The sequence below is a fragment of the Paenibacillus sp. EKM206P genome (assembly GCF_011066155.1).
In the GTDB taxonomy this organism is placed as follows: domain Bacteria; phylum Bacillota; class Bacilli; order Paenibacillales; family Paenibacillaceae; genus Paenibacillus; species Paenibacillus polymyxa_D.
Genome location: NZ_JAAMNQ010000007.1, coordinates 186,363 through 205,800 on the forward strand (window position 1 = coordinate 186,363; position 19,438 = coordinate 205,800).

16 protein-coding genes and 1 tRNA gene are annotated in these 19,438 nt (G+C 45.5%); 13 read left to right on the forward strand and 4 right to left on the reverse strand.

Annotation, left to right across the window (positions count from 1 at the left end; genetic code table 11):
• Positions 1-6: 6 nt before the first annotated feature.
• Entirely contained in the window at positions 7-741 is a 735-nt protein-coding gene (locus G9G53_RS16500; protein ID WP_069010288.1) for a TraR/DksA C4-type zinc finger protein, read from the reverse strand.
• A 235-nt stretch (positions 742-976) separates the two neighbouring features.
• Between G9G53_RS16500 and lspA the strand changes: the two genes are divergently transcribed.
• The 12 genes from lspA to G9G53_RS16560 all read left to right on the forward strand — a co-directional run bounded on the left by lspA (position 977) and on the right by G9G53_RS16560 (position 13,807).
• Positions 977-1,468 carry a signal peptidase II gene (gene lspA / locus G9G53_RS16505; RefSeq protein WP_023989430.1) on the forward strand — a complete coding sequence of 164 codons (492 nt, stop codon included), beginning with the start codon at positions 977-979 and terminating at the stop codon, positions 1,466-1,468.
• 1 nt (position 1,469) lies between these two features.
• Positions 1,470-2,441, forward strand: coding sequence for an RluA family pseudouridine synthase (locus G9G53_RS16510; protein WP_165149110.1), 972 nt, complete (start codon positions 1,470-1,472; stop codon positions 2,439-2,441).
• Positions 2,442-2,945: 504 nt separating this feature from the next.
• Positions 2,946-3,512, forward strand: coding sequence for a bifunctional pyr operon transcriptional regulator/uracil phosphoribosyltransferase PyrR (gene pyrR / locus G9G53_RS16515; protein ID WP_029517736.1), 567 nt, complete (start codon positions 2,946-2,948; stop codon positions 3,510-3,512).
• Positions 3,509-4,423, forward strand: coding sequence for an aspartate carbamoyltransferase catalytic subunit (locus G9G53_RS16520; RefSeq protein ID WP_165149113.1), 915 nt, complete (start codon positions 3,509-3,511; stop codon positions 4,421-4,423). The genes pyrR and G9G53_RS16520 overlap by 4 nt, the downstream gene beginning before the upstream one ends.
• A gap of 59 nt (positions 4,424-4,482) precedes the next feature.
• Positions 4,483-5,805 carry a dihydroorotase gene (locus tag G9G53_RS16525; protein ID WP_165149116.1) on the forward strand — a complete coding sequence of 441 codons (1,323 nt, stop codon included), beginning with the start codon at positions 4,483-4,485 and terminating at the stop codon, positions 5,803-5,805.
• A gap of 61 nt (positions 5,806-5,866) precedes the next feature.
• Positions 5,867-7,003: a glutamine-hydrolyzing carbamoyl-phosphate synthase small subunit gene (gene carA / locus G9G53_RS16530; RefSeq protein ID WP_029517734.1), complete on the forward strand. Its 1,137-nt coding sequence runs from the start codon at positions 5,867-5,869 to the stop codon at positions 7,001-7,003.
• Position 7,004: 1 nt separating this feature from the next.
• Positions 7,005-10,220, forward strand: a complete 3,216-nt coding sequence (gene carB, locus G9G53_RS16535; RefSeq protein WP_029517733.1) for a carbamoyl-phosphate synthase large subunit — start codon at positions 7,005-7,007, stop codon at positions 10,218-10,220.
• A 67-nt stretch (positions 10,221-10,287) separates the two neighbouring features.
• A complete protein-coding gene (gene pyrF / locus G9G53_RS16540; RefSeq protein ID WP_080658631.1) occupies positions 10,288-11,082 on the forward strand; it encodes an orotidine-5'-phosphate decarboxylase in 795 nt (264 codons plus the stop codon).
• Entirely contained in the window at positions 11,079-11,720 is a 642-nt protein-coding gene (pyrE, locus tag G9G53_RS16545) for an orotate phosphoribosyltransferase (RefSeq protein WP_013311063.1), read from the forward strand. The genes pyrF and pyrE overlap by 4 nt, the downstream gene beginning before the upstream one ends.
• 147 nt (positions 11,721-11,867) lie before the next feature.
• Positions 11,868-12,032 carry a hypothetical protein gene (locus G9G53_RS16550; RefSeq protein ID WP_014282411.1) on the forward strand — a complete coding sequence of 55 codons (165 nt, stop codon included), beginning with the start codon at positions 11,868-11,870 and terminating at the stop codon, positions 12,030-12,032.
• A 124-nt stretch (positions 12,033-12,156) separates the two neighbouring features.
• Positions 12,157-12,230 (forward strand) — tRNA-Ile (locus G9G53_RS16555).
• 473 nt (positions 12,231-12,703) lie between these two features.
• Positions 12,704-13,807 (forward strand): fibronectin type III domain-containing protein, encoded by a 1,104-nt coding sequence (locus tag G9G53_RS16560; RefSeq protein WP_165149119.1) that lies wholly within the window; start codon positions 12,704-12,706, stop codon positions 13,805-13,807.
• 102 nt (positions 13,808-13,909) lie between these two features.
• On the opposite strand, the gene G9G53_RS16565 is transcribed toward G9G53_RS16560, so the two are convergent.
• The gene (locus G9G53_RS16565; RefSeq protein WP_165149122.1) at positions 13,910-14,242 is read right to left on the reverse strand and encodes a hypothetical protein; all 333 of its coding nucleotides are present in this window, start codon (positions 14,240-14,242) and stop codon (positions 13,910-13,912) included.
• Between the two features lie 288 nt (positions 14,243-14,530).
• On the reverse strand, positions 14,531-16,027 hold the full coding sequence (locus G9G53_RS16570; RefSeq protein ID WP_165149125.1) for a GDSL-type esterase/lipase family protein: 1,497 nt from the start codon (positions 16,025-16,027) through the stop codon (positions 14,531-14,533).
• A 168-nt stretch (positions 16,028-16,195) separates the two neighbouring features.
• On the opposite strand from G9G53_RS16570, the gene G9G53_RS16575 reads away from it, so the two are divergent.
• Positions 16,196-18,457 (forward strand): helix-turn-helix domain-containing protein, encoded by a 2,262-nt coding sequence (locus G9G53_RS16575; RefSeq protein ID WP_165149128.1) that lies wholly within the window; start codon positions 16,196-16,198, stop codon positions 18,455-18,457.
• On the opposite strand, the gene G9G53_RS16580 is transcribed toward G9G53_RS16575, so the two are convergent.
• Positions 18,454-19,353, reverse strand: a complete 900-nt coding sequence (locus G9G53_RS16580; protein WP_013311057.1) for a carbohydrate ABC transporter permease — start codon at positions 19,351-19,353, stop codon at positions 18,454-18,456. The two genes, G9G53_RS16575 and G9G53_RS16580, sit on opposite strands and share 4 nt — an antisense overlap.
• Between the last annotated feature and the right edge of the window lie 85 nt (positions 19,354-19,438).

The window sequence follows — 19,438 nt, forward strand, 5'->3', positions numbered from 1 at the left end:
TGAAGTTCACGATTCGTCTTCGTGCGTATCCGGCTCCAGTAGACCTTCGCCCTCGCCATCTTCGATATAACGCTGATAAATGGAACTGCGAATAACGGATACATTTTGTCCATAAATGTCAGTAGCAACAAAGCTTTCGTATGGTTCTACGAAGCCCATATTATCATCGCCTGCTTCAATTTCCATATCATCATAACTGTGGATTTCTCCGCTTTCGGCCATGGCTGGGGTGTTAGAGGTACCCCAATTTTCGACGATCTGCCAGGCATCTTCACCGTCAAAGCCGTTTTGATCATCACGCTCATCCAGACTCGTTCTGCCGAACGAGGGAGCGAGAAATTCTTCCTCCACTGGGCGGCGGTTAGACACTTCTGTTTCGGGACTGTACTCTTTGCAGTAAATGGTATAGGGAACAGCCAGTAGCCGTTCATAGGGAATAGGTTTACCGCTGGCGGCGCAAATGCCGTAGGTCCCCTTGTCCATTGCCATCAAGGCTGATTTGATACGTTCCAATTGAAACTCATCATGCTCCAATAAGGAAATATCTTTGGCTCGCTCGTAGGTTTCGGTAGCCAGATCGCCTGGATGGTTATCAATGGGAGAAAGCTCACCGGTTTGATCGCGCTGTGAATCACCGAGTCCGTAATGGTCGTTGTTTTGCAAGCGATGCTCAATTTCCTTTTTGCGTTCCAGCAGTTCGTTACGCAGACCCTGCAATTGTTGCTCCGTCAATGGGGACATGGAATCCTCTCCTTGTTCTAGGTTTCATGCGCATGCGTTGTGTCGAGTATGCTCCTTGTAGTTTGCACCGGGAAGACCTCTTTTACATAGGAAATTCTAATCAAATGCGAAGGAGTTCATTTTATGGATGGTCTGTGCTTGATAGCTTGCGGGTTTCGTGGACGATCTGAGAACGCTTATGCTACAATAAATGGGTTCAACAACGGATATAAGCGGATCGGAGTGACGAAGGACTGTGATTTATTTTGGTATTGCGCTAATAATTTTTTTGATTGATCAGGGAGTCAAATATTTGGTGGCTACACGAATGGAATTGTACGAACAAATACCAGTCATCGGCAATTTCTTTTTAATCACCTCCCATCGTAATCGTGGAGCTGCTTTTGGGATTTTGGAAGGTCAACGTTGGCTTTTTATCGTGATTACAATTGTAGTGGTGATTGGTATCGTCTGGTATCTGCGAAAAACAGTTAAGGCTGGACAAAAGCTACTTCCTGTTGCGCTAAGTTTAGTGCTGGGGGGAGCAGTCGGTAACTTTCTGGATCGGGCTATTTCAGGGGAAGTGGTTGATTTTGCACAATTTAATTTTGGAAGCTATACGTTCCCCATTTTTAATGTGGCAGATTCGGCAATTGTCATCGGTGTAGCATTGATTATTTTGGATACATTGCTGGAATCGCGTCGGGAAAAGGGAAATGGCAATGATAGCATCGAAGGGAAGTCATAGCATGAGCGAAGTGAATGAAAATGGCGAAGCCGCAGGTCTGTCTTATGAGGACGAACTGGAGGGTGAATCTCTGGAATGGACAGCGGCTTCCGGGGATGCCAAAACGCGTATTGACAAATATATCGCCGAAGAAATGAAGGAAGTGTCTCGTTCTCAGATACAGCTGTGGATCGGAAATGGTCGTGTGCTGGTGAACGGTACGACAATTAAGGCGAACTACAAGCTGGCTGAAGGAGACCGGATTGTATTATCAGTACCGGAAGCAGAAACTGTAGATATTGTTCCAGAGAATATTCCGTTGGATGTCGTTTACGAGGACTCGGACGTTATTGTTATTAACAAGCAACGTGGTCTGGTCGTGCATCCTGCACCGGGACACTCTTCGGGAACATTAGTTAACGCACTGATGTACCATTGTCACGATCTTTCGGGCATTAACGGGGAATTACGTCCTGGTATTGTTCACCGTATTGATAAGGATACATCAGGACTGCTAATGGCGGCTAAAAATGATCAGGCTCACGCATCACTTGCAGCACAGCTTAAGGATCATAGTGTGACTCGGAAATATATAGCCTTAGTTCACGGTCATTTGAGCCACGATCAGGGAACGGTAGATGCTCCGATTGGCCGCGATTCGGGTGATCGCAAATTGTTTACAGTGACGGAACGTAACAGCAAGCATGCCGTCACCCATTTTCTCGTCATTGAACGATTGGGGGATTATACCCTCCTTGAACTTCAATTGGAAACAGGACGAACACATCAAATTCGTGTTCACATGAAATTTATTGGACACCCATTGGTTGGTGACCCTATGTATGGGCGCAGCAAAGGGGTTCGTATGGATGGTCAGGCGCTGCATGCGGCGGTACTGGGCTTTAAGCACCCATCCACTGGAGAATACATGGAATTCAGCAGACCGATTCCTCCTGATATGGAGGATGTGTTAGCATCCTTGCGTAGTCGCTAAAACAATGGTGATTTGCATTCCTATTCACAAACCTGAATAAATTATTAAGTTAAACCGCCTAAATGGCGGTTTTTTTATTGTGAGACAAGGTATGGGTAAAAACAACTATGGATAATTATACAATAACCTTGTATAATTATTAAAGTGCTTCCGGTGGTTCCGGTTGAACGGGTGTTGACACACGATTTTCAATCTGTCATACTTCTTGTAGTTGCGATGAACTTTGTCCAAGAGATGGCTAACCATCTCACACTATGAGAAGCAGGACAAAGGAAATCCTGAATAGCACCTTTAAATCAGTCCCGTGAGGCTGGCAAGGTAACGTGAATGGATCACTGATCAGTGCATCCGCTGCGGCGGTATGTCTTCAGTGTGTCCGAGAGATCGGAGAACAGTAGAAGACTGTTCACACGAGACTCCTTGCCAAACTTGGGCAAGGAGTCTTTTTTGTATCCGAACACGGGACCAGGTCTGAAGGGAACATCACCTGAGGAGGCTGGAAGCATGAGTAATGAAACACATGTACTGATGGATGAAATTGCGATTCGTCGGGCATTGACACGGATTGCACATGAAATTTTGGAGAAAAACAAAGGTATTGACGATTGTGTGCTAGTAGGTATTCGAACACGCGGAGTTCATCTGGCGCAACGCCTGGCTGAAAAAATTGCTGAGATTGAAGGCGCACCAATTCCATGGGGAGAGCTAGATGTTACAGCCTACCGGGATGACCGGAACAGCGTAGCCGAAGCTAAAGGAAATGGAAAAGAGCTTTTGATGAATCCTGCTGACGTATCGGTTCATGATAAGAAAGTCATTCTCTTTGACGATGTGCTGTACACAGGCCGCACTATCCGCGCGGCGATGGATGCATTGATGCACTGCGGACGACCGCAAATGATTCAGCTGGCAGTATTAGCGGATCGCGGACACCGTGAGCTTCCGATTCGTCCCGATTACATCGGCAAGAACATCCCGACCTCCAAATCTGAGGAAATCGTAGTAGCCCTTCAAGAGACGGACGGTAAGGACGAAGTGACAATCATTCAGAACCGGGGGGAACAGCTATGATCACCACAGCCAGTCAACTTAAAGAACGTAGCCTACTCGGGTTAAAGGAACTCAGCCGAAATGAAATCGAGTCCATTCTGGATCGCGCTCATTATTGGGAATCTCAACCAGAAAAACTGGTTCCAGTACTGCAATCACGCTTTGCGGCCAACATGTTTTTTGAAAACAGCACTCGTACCCGCTTTTCTTTTGAAATGGCAGAGAAGCGGCTGGGCGCTCAGGTTTTGAACTTTTCCGCTGCGGCTTCCAGTGTGGAAAAAGGGGAGTCCATTTACGATACAGTACGTACGCTCGAATCCATGGGCATTGATGCAGGAGTCATCCGGTTAAAGCCAGCCGGAGTGCTGCAAGAGCTCGCTGAGAAGGTCAGTGTCCCACTGGTTAATGCGGGGGACGGCAACAATGAGCATCCAACGCAGGCTCTGCTGGACCTGTACACCATGCGCAAAACTTTCGGTGAGCTTAAAGACTTGAGAGTGTCCATCATAGGAGATATTCTGCACAGCCGTGTCGCTCGCTCGAATCTGTGGGCCTTGCAAAAATTCGGAGCCAAGGTAAGCTTCTGCGCTCCTGATAATATGCAAGCACCTGATCTTGCGGCCTACGCGCCTTATGTTCCGATGCAAGAGGCACTACAAGCGGACGTGGTCATGATGCTTCGGGTACAGCTGGAACGGCATGCCGAAGGGATGTTGCGCTCAGCGGATGAATACCGAGAGCAGTACGGTTTGACAGAGAAAAGAGCAGCGAACCTGAAGCCCGGAACGATTATCATGCATCCAGCTCCAGTGAATCGGAATGTGGAAATTGATAGTGCAGTTGTGGAAAGCGAACAATCGCGAATTTTTCCTCAAATGGCAAACGGGGTTCCGATCCGCATGGCGGTTATGGAACGGGCAATGAAGCTGTAGAAGCTGTCAGTAGGATCGTAGGGAAAAGTTGCAAAAAACTGAGCGGAGGAATATTTCAGATGAAACAATTAATTATGAATGCAAGCGTATTGAACGAGCAGGGTGAGGCTGAATTGAAATCCATCCTAATCGCCGACGGAAAGATTTTGGCTATCGCAAGTGCGGATGCTGGAATCAGCCTACTTATGGAAGAAGGCGCATCTGGGCAGGAGCGCGAAGTCGAGAAAGTTGACGCCCAGGGGAAGCTGGTCATCCCCGGTTTAATCGACATGCATGTGCATCTGAGAGAACCCGGCTTTGAATATAAAGAAACGATTGAAACGGGTAGCCGCGCGGCGGTGAAAGGCGGATTTACGACGATTGCCTGCATGCCAAATACACGTCCAGTGACGGACAATGTGGACACAGTTCAGCTGGTATTGAAAAAGGGACAGGAAGCGGGGCTTGCCAAGGTTCTTCCTTACGCAGCCATCACGAAAAACGAACTGGGTCGTGAGCTGACAGATTTTGAAGCGCTCAAAGCAGCAGGTGCCATCGGCTTTACTGACGATGGTGTCGGGGTGCAAAGCGCGCAAATGATGAAGGACGCCATGGCGCGGGCCAAAGCACTGGATATGCCGGTTATTGCACACTGTGAGGATAACACACTTGTTGAAGGAGCGGCAGTGACGGACGGCGAATTTGCCAAGCGCCACGGGCTTAAAGGCATTCCGAACGAATCTGAAGCGATTCACGTCGGACGGGACATTTTACTATCCGAGGCAACCGGGGCACACTATCATGTATGCCATGTCAGCACGGAGCAGTCAGTGCGGTTAATCCGCCATGCGAAATCTTTTGGCATCAAGGTAACGGCTGAGGTATGCCCGCACCACTTGGTATTGTCAGATGAGGATATCCCTGGGCTGGATGCGAACTGGAAAATGAATCCTCCGCTACGCTCCCCGCGTGATGTGCAGGCATGCATCGAGGGACTGGAAGACGGTACGATTGACATCGTCGTAACCGACCATGCAGCGCACAGTGAGGAAGAGAAGGCAAGGGGGATGGAGCTGGCGCCATTCGGGATCGTTGGATTTGAGACGGCCTTCCCGCTGTTGTACACGAAATTCGTAGCTACCGGACAGTGGACGCTGGACTTTCTGGTGCGTCGTATGACTGCTGATCCAGCGCGTGTCTTCCGCCTTGATACGGGACGCCTGGAAGAAGGGGCTCCAGCTGACCTGACCATGATTGATCTGGAGCAGGAGCAGGCAGTTGATCCGCAAACGTTTGCCAGCAAAGGACGCAACACTCCTTTTACAGGCTGGAAGCTCAAAGGCTGGCCTGTGAAAACTTGGGTAGATGGCAAACTGGTATGGTCTGCTGACGAAGCAAAATAAATAGAAACCACTAAAAAAATAGAACCTTATAGCAGGAAACAATATAGAGGAGTGAGACGGGATGCAGGCAAGATTGTTACTTCAGGACGGCACGCTGTTTACAGGCACATCATTTGGTGCGGAAGGTGATAAAACAGGCGAGGTCGTTTTCAACACAGGGATTACAGGCTATCAAGAGGTGCTTACTGATCCCTCTTACTGCGGACAAATCGTAACGATGACTTACCCGCTGATTGGCAACTATGGAATTACTCGTGATGACTTTGAATCGGTACGGCCTTATGTCCATGGCTTTGCTGTTAGACATTACGAGCCAGCGCCAAGTAACTGGCGTGCTCAATACAGCGTGGGCGATTTGCTGAAGGAATATGGCATCATTGGCATTAGCGACATCGACACCCGCATGCTTACCCGGATTATTCGCCATCACGGCACGATGAAGGGCATTTTGACGACTGGTTCCCAGCCGCTGGAAGAACTGAAAGAAATGATGTCTGACTTGACCATTGAAGAACTGCGCAATCAGGTTCCTATGACTTCTACACCTCATCCGTACAGCAGTCCTGGCAACGGAGAGCGGATCGTATTGATTGACTACGGTGCAAAAAGCGGCATTTTGCGCGAACTGAATAAACGGGACTGCGATGTAGTTGTCGTTCCACATGATACGACGGCTGAGGAAATTCGTCGCTTGGACCCGGACGGTATTCAGCTGTCTAACGGCCCTGGAGATCCAAAAGACGTACCCCATGCCGTTAGTACGGTAGCAGAACTGTTAGGGGAATATCCGATTTTCGGAATTTGCTTGGGACACCAGTTGTTCGCTTTAGCTTCGGGAGCGGATACGGAAAAGCTGAAATTCGGACATCGCGGTGGTAACCATCCGGTGAAAGAACTGGAGAGCGGACGCTGCTTTATCACATCACAAAATCACGGCTACACGGTGAATGAGGATTCGATCCAAGGTACTGAGCTTGAAGTGACGCATATTAATAACAACGATAAAACGATTGAAGGTCTTAAACATACCAAGTATCCCGCGTTTTCGGTGCAATATCATCCAGAGGCTGCACCAGGACCTTACGATAATGGTTACCTGTTTGACCGCTTTCTGGACATGATCCGTGAGCACAAAAGAAATTATCCAAAGCAACCGCGTCAGGCTGCTATCGCCGCCGCAGTGAGAGGAGAGCGCTAATATGCCGAAAAATACAGAACTTAAAAAAATACTCGTGATCGGTTCCGGTCCTATCGTCATTGGTCAGGCAGCAGAATTTGATTATGCTGGTACACAAGCTTGTCAAGCGCTCAAAGAAGAAGGCGTCGAGGTAGTACTGATCAACAGTAATCCGGCAACCATCATGACAGACACCAACATGGCAGACAAAGTATACATCGAGCCGATTACACTTGATTTTGTAACACAGATTATCCGTCAAGAGCGTCCAGATGGTCTGCTTCCTACGCTGGGAGGACAGACAGGTCTGAATATGGCAGTGGAACTGGCTCGCGCCGGAGTGCTGGAGCGTGAAAACGTCAAGTTGCTGGGAACTCAACTGAATTCGATAGAAAAAGCCGAAGATCGTGATCTGTTCCGTGATTTGATGCGCGAGTTGGAACAACCTGTACCAGAGAGTGTCATTGTAACAACCTTGGAAGAATCTTTAGAATTTGCTAACGAAATCGGTTATCCAATTATCGTTCGCCCGGCTTATACGCTAGGGGGAACAGGCGGTGGTATCTGCTCCACAGAAGAAGAACTGCGTGAAACCGTCAGCTCTGGCTTGAGATACAGTCCAATCGGACAATGTTTGGTGGAAAAAAGTATTGCAGGCATGAAGGAAGTCGAGTATGAGGTCATGCGTGATGGCAATGATAACTGCATCGTTGTCTGTAATATGGAGAACTTTGATCCAGTCGGCGTGCATACTGGCGACAGTATCGTCGTAGCTCCGAGTCAGACGCTGTCAGATCGCGAATACCAGATGCTGCGCTCTGCTTCTCTGAAAATTATCCGCGCCCTCAATATCGAAGGCGGTTGTAATGTACAGTTTGCGCTTGATCCGCACAGCTATCAATACTATGTCATTGAAGTAAACCCGCGCGTAAGCCGCTCCTCGGCGCTCGCTTCCAAGGCAACCGGATATCCGATTGCTAAAATGGCTGCCAAAATTGCACTGGGTTACACGTTGGATGAAATTGTGAATCCGGTAACGGGACAGACGTATGCTTGCTTTGAGCCAACACTGGATTACATCGTGAGCAAAATACCACGCTGGCCATTTGACAAATTCATTTCTGCCAACCGCAAGCTGGGCACGCAAATGAAAGCAACGGGTGAAGTCATGGCCATCGGACGCACATTCGAAGAGTCCATCCAGAAAGCGGTACGGTCTTTGGAAATCGGTGTACACCGTCTGCATCTTAAGGGAGCCGATCAGCTGTCTGATGACGTGCTCAAGGATCGCTTGATTAAAGCAGATGATGAGCGTTTGTTCTTGGTAGCCGAGGCGTTCCGTCGCGGCTGGCAGCAGCAGGAGATTCAAGATTTGACGAAAATTGACTGGTGGTTCCTCGATAAGGTAGAGGGAATCATCAAGTTCGAAGCCATCATCGCTGGAGAAGCTGAGCTGACCTACGAAACACTCTATCAGGCCAAACGTAAAGGTTTTACCGACCGCTCGATCGCCGAGATTCGCAGTATGGGCCAAAACGACAGTATGACAACCGAGCGTGAGGTACGTGAATTCCGTCTAGCTCAAAACCTGCGTCCGGTCTACAAAATGGTAGATACGTGCGCAGCCGAGTTTGAAGCCACAACTCCGTACTACTACTCCTCTTACGAGGTGGAAAATGAAGTGATTCCATCTAGCAAAGAGAAAGTTATCGTACTCGGTTCCGGACCGATTCGGATCGGGCAAGGGATTGAATTTGATTACTCCACCGTACATGCGGTATGGGCTATTCAAAAAGCGGGCTACGAAGCAGTGATTATCAATAACAACCCGGAGACGGTATCTACGGACTTTAACACATCCGACCGCCTCTACTTTGAACCGCTCTTCTTCGAAGATGTAATGAATGTTATCGAGCAGGAAAAACCGATTGGGGTTATCGTCCAGTTCGGGGGTCAAACGGCCATTAATCTCGCAGCTCCACTGAGTGCGGCAGGCGTGAATATTTTGGGTACGAGTCTGGAAAGTATCGATGAAGCGGAAGACCGGAAGAAGTTTGAGCAACTTTTGTCTCGTCTGGCTATCGCACAGCCTAAAGGCAACACGGTCACATCAGTTGATGAAGCAGTAGGAACCGCACAGGCGCTGGGCTATCCAGTTCTGGTACGTCCATCCTACGTTCTGGGCGGACGCGCTATGGAAATCGTGTACTCAGATACGGAATTGCTGCGGTACATGGAAGAAGCGGTTAAAATCAATCCAGAGCATCCGGTGCTCATCGACCGTTATATGCTGGGTAAAGAAGTAGAGGTCGATGCCATCTGCGACGGCGAGACAGTATTGGTACCAGGCATTATGGAGCATGTGGAACGGGCCGGGGTTCACTCAGGTGACTCTATCGCGGTGTATCCACCACAGCACTTATCTGTCGAGTTGAAACAAAAAATTGTGGAAATTACAATCAGCATCGCTAAGGAATTGAAAACGATCGGTCTGGTAAATATCCAGTTTGTTATTCATCAAGACGAGGTGTACGTAATTGAGGTTAACCCTCGCTCCTCGCGGACGGTTCCTTTCTTGAGTAAAGTAACAAATATTCCGATGGCAAATCTGGCGACACAGGCTATTTTGGGCGGTAAGCTTAAAGATGCAGGTTATTCAGAAGGTCTATGGCCTGAAAGTAATTATGTCTCGGTTAAGGTTCCGGTATTCTCCTTTGCCAAACTGCGCCGTGTAGAGCCGACGCTGGGCCCGGAAATGAAATCGACAGGTGAAGTTATGGGACGCGATATTCAGTATGCCAAAGCACTGTACAAAGGACTTGTGGGAGCTGGTATGAAAATTCCATCCACTGGGGCGATCATCATTACAGTGGCAGATAAGGATAAAGAAGAAGCTGTCGAGTTGATGCAGGGCTTTTACAGACTGGGCTATAAAATTATTGCAACAGGTGGAACGGCGGCTGCTATGAAGCAGGCCAATATTCCAGTGAACACGATCAACAAACTGAGCGAAGGTAATCCGAACATCCTGGATATGATTCGCACGGGTGAAGCCAACTTTGTCTTCAATACGTTGACCAAAGGCAAAACGCCAGAGCGTGATGGATTCCGTATCCGCCGCGAAGCAGTTGAGAATGGCATTGTCTGCATGACCTCACTGGATACAGTACGCGCTTTGCTAAGAATGCTGGAAACGATCAATTTCACATCCGAATCCATGCCGGTCCTGAGCAAATAATGCGTTACGAATAGATGTGAGGAAATAAGTAGCACAGGGAAGGACATTCATCAGCTTCGGCTGACGGATGTCCTTTATCACGGGCAAATGCACCCGAATTGACGTAAAAAGGGGATGGAGAACGGTGAATGGAGCATTTCAGCAGATGGCAGGACGGCTGATGGTTGCGTTAGATTATCCCAATGCACAACAGGCTGAGCAGTTAATTCGGCAGCTAGAAGGGATTCCTTGTTATATAAAAGTAGGTATGCAACTGTTTTATAGTGCAGGGCCAGCTTTTGTAGAACAACTAAAGTCCAGAGGATACTCCGTATTTCTGGATTTGAAAATGCATGATATCCCTAACACGGTGCGGGGAGGGGCAGAGAGCATTACCCGCTTAGGTGTAGATATGTTCAACGTACATGCTGCTGGGGGCGTTAATATGATGTCAGCCGCTAAAGCTGGTGCAGAAGCAGCTATTTCCGCAGACAGCTCGCTTTCCATGCCGCTCATTATTGCAGTCACACAGCTGACCAGCACGGATCAGACGACCATGAATAAGGAATTAGGTATTCCTGGTACGGTACAGGATGCAGTGGTTCGTTACGCACAACTGACCCGTGAGGCGGGACTGGATGGTGTGGTAGCTTCACCTTTGGAAGTGCCTGCCATTCGTGCTGTATGTGGATCAGACTTTAAGACGATAACTCCTGGCATACGCCCGGCAGGTAGTGCTACAGGCGATCAGTCGCGTGTGCTTACACCTGGCCAAGCCATTGCACAAGGCAGCAGCTACATTGTCGTTGGACGTCCTATCACCGCAGCAGCAGACCCACGCGCCGCAGCGGAACACATTATTGAGGAGATGATACAAGTATGACCACATTCAATAGTATACCTGAGCAAATTGCATCCCATCTGTTACGTATTCAGGCGGTGGCATTGCGCCCACAACAGCCTTTTACATGGACATCCGGCATTAAATCGCCAATTTACTGTGACAATCGCCTGACCATGTCCTACCCGGAGGTGCGCGAGCTGATCGCAGACTCATTTGCTGCTCTTATTCGTGAGCAATACCCCGAAACTGAAGTCATTGCAGGGACAGCTACAGCAGGGATTCCTCATGCAGCCTGGGTGGCGCAAAAGCTAAATCTGCCAATGGCCTATGTAAGGGACAAAGCCAAAGGACATGGGAAAGAAAACCAAATCGAAGGCCGTATTAGTGCAGGTCAGAAGGTTATGGTTATCGAGGATCTTATTTCTACAGGAGGCAGCTCCATTAAAGCAGCACAGGCCGTAGCACAAGCAGGCGCTCAGCCATTAGCGGTACTGGCCATTTTCAGCTACCAGCTAGACAAAGCGACTCAAGCCTTTGAAGAAGCGGGTGTGGAGCTGCAAAGCTTGTCCAATTATACAGCCCTGATGAACGTTGCCTTGCGTGAAGGAACCATTCAGGAAGAAGAGATGGAACTGCTGCGTTCCTGGCGCCAGGACCCCGCTTCCTTTGGTAAATAAGATGAGCTATAGAGGCCAATAGGTCTAATGATTAGAGCGATTCGTACTCTTTGCTAACCATTGTAGATTGTTATGGCCCAGGCCGTGTAAATCGAATTCGATCCGGTTACACTAACTCCTACCATCATGTGAAAAGAGGGAGCTCGGATGTATTGGATTTACTATGGCAGACTGTACACGACTAAATTTCAGGCAGGATGTCTGGCAAAAAGGTTGGAGCACGACGGCTGGATGTATGGCTACAATGATCCCCGCGCAGTGGAGGTGTACCGCTCGCGCAAAGGTCGTTATGGTGTCCGATTTATTCCGTAAGTCCACAAAAATAATTTTTAAAAAGAAAATTTTCGAAAGACTATTGACGAAACACAAGAAAATGTTGTATATTAATTAACGTTGCTGTTATGAATATGTGACGTGAATATACATGTTTTTTTGAGGGCCCTTAGCTCAGTTGGTTAGAGCGGTCGGCTCATAACCGATTGGTCGGGGGTTCGAGTCCCTCAGGGCCCATTTCCTCAAAAACCCTTGCTAAGCAAGGGTTTTTTTGTTATTTTCATTTTTTTGTACTTAAAGGTCATGGGGAATAGTGGCTTAATACTTATCAAATGGTTACATTTTGGTCATGTTGCTTTCTTTATCGGATTGTTTCATTTCAAATAGATGAATACTCTATATAATTGAAAAACATTTCTTTAATGGAACCAAAACCTTATTTTATAAAGGAAGTTTAAAAAGATCTAGGCGGTAAGCTGTTTCTGGTAGGCAACCTGAAACAGCTTATTTAACTTTCGTTTTAGCTTATGTAGGTTATTAAAATTGTTACCCATCTCCGCGAGAGCTTATTCATCATTAGTATCCAATAAAAAATAAATATTCAAATATGTGGATTATTTTTATAGATCAGCAAGTTTATGTTTAGATAAGTTTTGAGGAATATGTTAACTTAGTATCTGTTCAAAAGATAGATTACTGGGGGAATATATATGAAAAAGAATCTCATTAAGAAAATTTTTATATTGTTCAGCGCATCATTATTTTTACTAACCATATTTTTAAATTTAAGAACGTATGCAGCAACATCAGTTGGGCAAGCATTACCTACTCCAGAGAGTGGATGGCAACGATATGAAGAGCTTGCACCTGGATTTACTTTTGAAGGTAATGGGTGGCAAATCCCAACTGCAGGGAGTTATTCTGGAGGGAGTGAAAAGTTTACACTTAACCCAACGCTACATTCTGTTAAATTTCAATTCTGGGGTACGGATCTAAGATTAATTAGTTATAGAGGGGGAGATAGACAAACATCTATTCAAGTAAATATTGATGGTGTTGATTATAATTACTCTGCTAATGGTCAAGCACAAGTGACTACCCTTTTATTTGAAAAAAGGAATTTAGAAAATAAATTACACTCTGTAGTGGTAAGTGCAAGCAACTCAAGCGTTTATAATCTATTCGAATTTGATGCTTTAGATATCAACGACACTGGATATTTAGTAAATCCTAAAATCAGTGTTCCTTCAAATCTATTTGCAAAGGCAGGAGACGCTAAGATAGATTTGAGCTGGACAGCAAGTTCCGATAAAATAGAATATACTATTAAACGCAGCACTACTTCTGCAGGTCCATATGATACAATTGCTTCCAACGTCAAAACTCCATCATATTCTGATACCTCTGTGGTCAATGGAACAACATACTATTACGTAGTTACAGCAGTAAGTAATAATGGTGAAAGTGAACTTTCTAAAGAAGCATCAGCTACTCCACAAGGAGAAAAGCAAACAGATCCCGATACAGACAATCCATCTCAACCTAATCCTGAACCATCTGAGCCAGCACAACCAACAGGTGATCGTGCAATTCTTGTAGTGACTATGACAAATGGTTTCGAGAAGGAATTTGATCTAAGTATGAAGGAAATTAACAACTTTATAGCGTGGTATGATGCAAAAGATGCCGGTCGTGGTCAATCATTTTATAAAATTGATAAACACGATAACAACAAAGGCCCATTCAGCAGTCGCAAAGATTACGTAATCTTTGACAAGATTCTGACATTTGAAGTAAGTGAATTCTCTAAATAAATTGAAATCCCCTGCTGTAATGGCAGGGGATTTTTTCGACAATGCATCGTATTCTTGCTAATTATTGGCTAAGCGCGCCAAGGCACTTTGCTAGCTAAATATTTAGTTTACCTTGACGGTATACACCATTCTCAATTTACCGTTACCGCCGTAAATTTCTACTCTTGCGCTCGTTGCAGTGGTGGTGGTTACCACGCCGGAAGAGGAGACTGTGACATTTCCGCTCGCCACTTTATAAGTATCCCCTGGGTAATTTGACAGCGCATAGGAATAATTTCGTGGCAATGTAGCCGTTCTGTAATATACTCCGTTAACTTGTACAACTGGCGTAATTACCGGAGAAGGGCCTACTGCCGCGGAAGCGCTAGGGACGATGATACTACCAATTAGCCCCAAAGACATAGCTGTTGATAATAGTATTTTCTTAGTATTCATAAAAAATTCCTCCTGATGTATGATATGAGCTCCTAAAATATACCATGTTAAATTATTGACTTCGTTTTATTCGACAAATGTTGTCAAAATAATACAACAAAACGATTCTAAAGTCCTATAAGATACAAAATAATTAAAATATAACAATTAAAGAAATTCATTTTATTGTACTGCATTTTTGAACTATTCTCTATAGCTGGACCATCTTTACCTAATCTGAACAAAAAACGGACGTCGGAGTGATACGCTCGAGGTCCGTTTTCGTATTTGTATATTTGGCACTTGATATCAGTTGACAAGTTGGTGTGCAAGTCTCTCATCGCTGTCTAGATTCCTTTCTACCATACGCTGTTTTAATGCAGACAGTTCCGCACACTGACGAATGGCTTCCGCTATAAGCTGGGCGACCTGTTTGGCTCCTTCGTCAGAAAAATGGGTATTATCCGTTATACCAGCGGGGTAATTAGGGTGCGCTTTTTCAGGCAAATGCATAAATAGCTGCTGGGACTCTTTTTCACCCATGGAACGATAAAGCCGCTGAGAAGCTTCAAAAATATCGAGCAACGGTGTTTGGGTTTCCAAGGCTACTTGTCTCATGGCAGCGGGATAGGCTCCTACAGCCAGCGGATCAGGTTCACCGTCTGCGGTGAATCGGCGGCGGCTTACAGAGGTCAATAGCACTGGAATTCCACCACGCTCCCTAGCGGACTGAATGTAATGAATTAAGTTTTGACGATACTCTCCATCAGGATCGGTATAGCGAGTGGGGTCTTCTTTTTTCTCATCGTTGTGTCCAAATTGAATAAACAGATAGTCTCCAGCTTGAATATCTTTTTCAATATTAGCTAATCGGCCTTCTGTTATAAAAGATTTGGTGCTTCGCCCATTGACGGCACGATTGTCCACATGAACAGACGGTGCCAAGTAGCTTTGCAAGTGTTCGCCCCAGCCTGTCATCGGTTTTTCGGTAGCCCCTTTTTGAGCTGCAGTGGAGTCCCCGGCGATAAACAGTCGAGTTGTCATCTGTTGTCTCGCCCGAGCATATCCATGTTTTTGAAGCCAAGTTTCCGCCATATTGAGCCATTGACGGCATTCGTGGTTGTCTTCTGACAGTCCCAAGCCGTGTCGTCCTTCCTCAAATACATGCAGTTCAAACGGAATACGTTCCCTGGATAATGAAAAAGCGAACAACAGACTATTTTCTACCGGTACTGCCCCATCATTGGCTGTAGTCCACATCAAAGTTGGAGGTGTCTTTGAAGTCACTTGCCGATCGGATGAAAAGGCTTGAAGCTGTTCCAGCGTCGGCTGTTCCCCTAAAAAATGCGTACGGCTTCCGATATGTGTATAAGGCTCATAAAATGAAATTACAGGGTATCCCAACAACAGAAGATCTGGCTTTACCGTCCCTATAGTGGAGACAATGGAGGCCAAGTGACCGCCTGCTGAAAAACCGATGAGCCCCACATGATCAGGAATGACTAGCCAGTCTTGCGGTGTTTGGCGAATCCATTGCAGAGCATGTTCTACATCCTCCAACAAGGAAGTAATCTCGAAATCACCGACTTGATACTCCAGCACACCCGCATGAATACCTAGATCGTTCAACCACCGAGCTATAGGCTCTCCTTCATGTGAGGCCAAATGCTCGTAACCACCGCCAGGTAATACCAATATAAAAGGACGAGCTTCACCAACTGCTAGGGGATAGAGGGAGAGAAAGGAAGTTTCTGACGGAAATTCTTCTTTTACAATCGGTTCTTTAGGACTAACAACATGTAACATAAGTAATTCCTCCAAATTTCTTTTTAACTGCCGCCAACCAAACAAAATCGACTTAAATTGGAATGATACGGATGTAAAAAATAATGCACACGTGAAAAAAATGATTTAAACCTTGTTATGAAAGCGCTATAATTTTGATGTGATGCAAAGAGCCAGAGGGGGAGCGCAATGAAAAAAGGAAGAATGTTCTACACCATTTTTATTACGATTCTGGTTTTAGGAATAGGATTTGTGGCCAGTTTTGGAAGCTACATCTATTTTACAACAATTAGCTCCGTTGTGGAGAGGGTTTCCAATACCAAGCAAAGCTATATGGCACAGATCAGAAATAGCCTGGAGCAGAAAATTCAAACGATTGAATATGCTTTTAATACGTATAGCACGACCAGTTCCTTTAATGATGTTGTGAAAAATCCCATTACAGAAAAAGATTTTATAGCGTATCGGAATGTGAATACTCAGCTCAATTATATTGCTACAATGGGATTAGAGGGAACGGAATATTCACTCATCAGTCTGGATCAGAATTGGAGAATCTCCAATGGAAGCCTGTCTTATTTGACGAAAGCAGAAAGGGAGAAGCTGGTTAATACCTATATCGACCATCAGAATCAGGGACTATTCTGGGTTAAAACAGATAAAGGGATTCGTTTTGTTAATACCTTGCCTGTATTCTCTAAGAAGAAGCAAGCCATTGCTCTGTCGGATATTTCGCTGCAAACATTAAATCATACGATTCAAACCGAGGATCATATGGCTGTTTTTATCTTGAATAATCAAGGCGATTTAATGTATGAAACCCAGCCTGCCGAACAATTATTGTCCACCCAGCAGCTCCAGCATATTTCAGAAGCCACAGTGAAGCCGAGCAACACAGGTATGCTAACTTTGGAGAAAACGGATCAGCAGCCTGCACGACAAGTCATTTACGCCAAATCTGCCTATAACAATTGGACTTACTTAACAGTATTAGATAAAAAAGAAATTGCGGATGCCTTTCAAACGACCAAATTTGGGATCATCATGATGGGACTTGTATTAACGCTCTTAATGGTGGTAGTGGCGTACTTCATTGCCATTTACTTTACAAAGCCATTTCAGCAAATAAAACGAAGCTTGCCTAAAAATCCTAATTTCGCTTTCAAAAATGAACCTTCTAAAAATGAAATTGAATGGATTATTAATTCCATCGATAACATTGTAACCGAGAAGGAAAGCTTGGAAAGTCTCATTCAGTCCGAAATGCCACAGTTGGAAACCCAATTGATTCTCAACCTGTTCCGCAAACGTATTTCTGCAGAGGAATTGGCACGAAAAATGCCACGCTTGGGTTATCCGCAGATCGAGAATCAAATGTATATTACCTTGTTAGTCCAACTGGATAATCTGGGAGATCGAGAGCCCTCGGATAAAGATGTTTTGCTGCTGGCTATTAACAAAATCGTAGAAGAAACGATTCCAGAGCAGCAGCGAATGCTTCCCATCATTTTGAACGATAACACTCAGGCCACCATATTAATTTTGACAGGGTTGAGCGAACAGGAAATGAGAAAGCAAGTCTTGGATGATGCGACCCTTTTGGTTCGAAACGTAAAAGAGTATTTAAATGTTTCCATCAGCATCGGCATTAGTACGGCGTATGATAACTTATTAGAAAGTAAAGAAGCCTGTGAGATGAGCAAGCAAGCTTTGCATCACCGTTTAAATTTAGGCAAAGAGTCGATTATTTTTTATGAAGATATTTCCATGGTCATTTCAGGTCCGGTGCTGCTCCATTATCCTACGGAATTGGAATCAAAACTATTTAATGCCATCCGAATAGGGGACGAAGAGCAGGTATATCATACCGTGCACTCATTATTGGAGGAAATGATGGTAAAAAACAATCATTCCATGAACTTTGAGGTGCTGTTGGTACGGTTTGTGAATAACCTCATCCAATTAGAGCAACTATTAGGGATTGAAGTGCTGCTGACGCAAGACAATCATGCCTTGTATCATCGTTTGCTGGACATCCGTAATCCGGAAGAGATAGAACGTATGCTGATAGAGCAAGTTATTTTCCCCATGGTAAAAAGCATGAAGGAGAAGACCAACCAGCAATTCCGCTGTCTCTCGGAGAAAATTGCTGCTATTATCCGTGCTGAATATGACCAGGAATTATCATTAGAACTCATTGGAGACCGACTTCATTACAATCCGAATTATTTAAGCAGTATTTTCAAAAAAGAATACGGAACGACGTTTAGTGAATATCTGATGGGCTACCGGCTGCAAATGGGTAAGAAGTGGCTCGTTGAGACAGATATGACGATTAAAGAAATCGCCGAGCGACTGCAATATCATAATTCGCAAAACTTTATCCGCTCTTTTCGGAAAAAGGAACAGGTTACACCGGGAGCTTACCGAAAGATGAAGCAAGCCAATTAACCTTTAACCGCTCCTAACAAAGCTCCTTTGACAAAGTGCTTTTGCACAAATGGATACACGATTAACATCGGAACGGTCGCAATGACAATGACCGCCATCTTAATCGTCTGCGCAGGCGGAATGACATCTACAGCAGTCCCTTCTGCCTGCATACCACTGGAAACGATTACAATTTGACGTAGCAAGACTTGAATCGGCCATTTGGCAGAATCATTGATATAGAGAATGGCGTGCATATACGTATTCCAGTAGGCAACAGCGTAGAATAGAGAGATGGTTGCAATAGAAGGCAGGGCTAATGGCAACATAATTTTAAAGAAGATACCAAAATCGTTGCACCCGTCCATCTTGGCTGATTCCTCCAGATCATCTGGCAGCGCCTGAAAGAAGTTACGCATGATAATCAGGTTAAACGCATTAATGGCGACAGGAAGAATCAAGGACCAATACGAATTGATAAGCCCCATGCTTTTTACAACCAGGAATGTTGGAATCATCCCCCCACTAAACAACATAGAAAACACGACAATGAAGTTAATCGTATTGCGGCCGAGTAGATATCTTCGGGATAATCCATAAGCCATAAAAGCAGTAAATATCATACTTACAACTGTACCGACGATCGTTACGCCGACCGAAACCCCGAGACCTCTAAAAATGGTGGGAGTCGACAGAATATAGCGGTAGGCATCCAAGGAAAAAGTAACTGGGAATAAAATGAACTTCTTGGCTATCACTTCTTCGGTTGAGGCAAAAGAGCTGGCGATGATATTCAAAAAAGGTAAGAGACAAGTGAGGGCAATGAGAATCAATAGTGTACTGTTTACAATGTTGAAGATACGGCTGCCCAGCGATTCTTTTTTTCGTAATTTTTGTTTTCGTAATGGCTGTGTCAATGTGGTTGACCTCCTCGTAATCGTTTACATGGCAACCTTATCAAGAGGAAAGAATTCCGTATATAATCAAATCTTGAGGTGTTCC

Excerpts from the sequence above, each read along its gene's own strand:
- G9G53_RS16500 (WP_069010288.1), bottom strand. The coding sequence starts at position 741 with ATGTCCCCATTGACGGAGCAACAATTGCAGGGTCTGCGTAACGAACTG.
- G9G53_RS16510 (WP_165149110.1), top strand. The coding sequence starts at position 1,470 with ATGAGCGAAGTGAATGAAAATGGCGAAGCCGCAGGTCTGTCTTATGAG.
- pyrR (WP_029517736.1), top strand. The coding sequence starts at position 2,946 with ATGAGTAATGAAACACATGTACTGATGGATGAAATTGCGATTCGTCGG.
- G9G53_RS16520 (WP_165149113.1), top strand. The coding sequence starts at position 3,509 with ATGATCACCACAGCCAGTCAACTTAAAGAACGTAGCCTACTCGGGTTA.
- G9G53_RS16525 (WP_165149116.1), top strand. The coding sequence starts at position 4,483 with ATGAAACAATTAATTATGAATGCAAGCGTATTGAACGAGCAGGGTGAG.
- carA (WP_029517734.1), top strand. The coding sequence starts at position 5,867 with ATGCAGGCAAGATTGTTACTTCAGGACGGCACGCTGTTTACAGGCACA.
- carB (WP_029517733.1), top strand. The coding sequence starts at position 7,005 with ATGCCGAAAAATACAGAACTTAAAAAAATACTCGTGATCGGTTCCGGT.
- pyrF (WP_080658631.1), top strand. The coding sequence starts at position 10,288 with ATGTCCTTTATCACGGGCAAATGCACCCGAATTGACGTAAAAAGGGGA.
- pyrE (WP_013311063.1), top strand. The coding sequence starts at position 11,079 with ATGACCACATTCAATAGTATACCTGAGCAAATTGCATCCCATCTGTTA.
- G9G53_RS16550 (WP_014282411.1), top strand. The coding sequence starts at position 11,868 with ATGTATTGGATTTACTATGGCAGACTGTACACGACTAAATTTCAGGCA.
- G9G53_RS16560 (WP_165149119.1), top strand. The coding sequence starts at position 12,704 with ATGAAAAAGAATCTCATTAAGAAAATTTTTATATTGTTCAGCGCATCA.
- G9G53_RS16565 (WP_165149122.1), bottom strand. The coding sequence starts at position 14,242 with ATGAATACTAAGAAAATACTATTATCAACAGCTATGTCTTTGGGGCTA.
- G9G53_RS16570 (WP_165149125.1), bottom strand. The coding sequence starts at position 16,027 with ATGTTACATGTTGTTAGTCCTAAAGAACCGATTGTAAAAGAAGAATTT.
- G9G53_RS16575 (WP_165149128.1), top strand. The coding sequence starts at position 16,196 with ATGAAAAAAGGAAGAATGTTCTACACCATTTTTATTACGATTCTGGTT.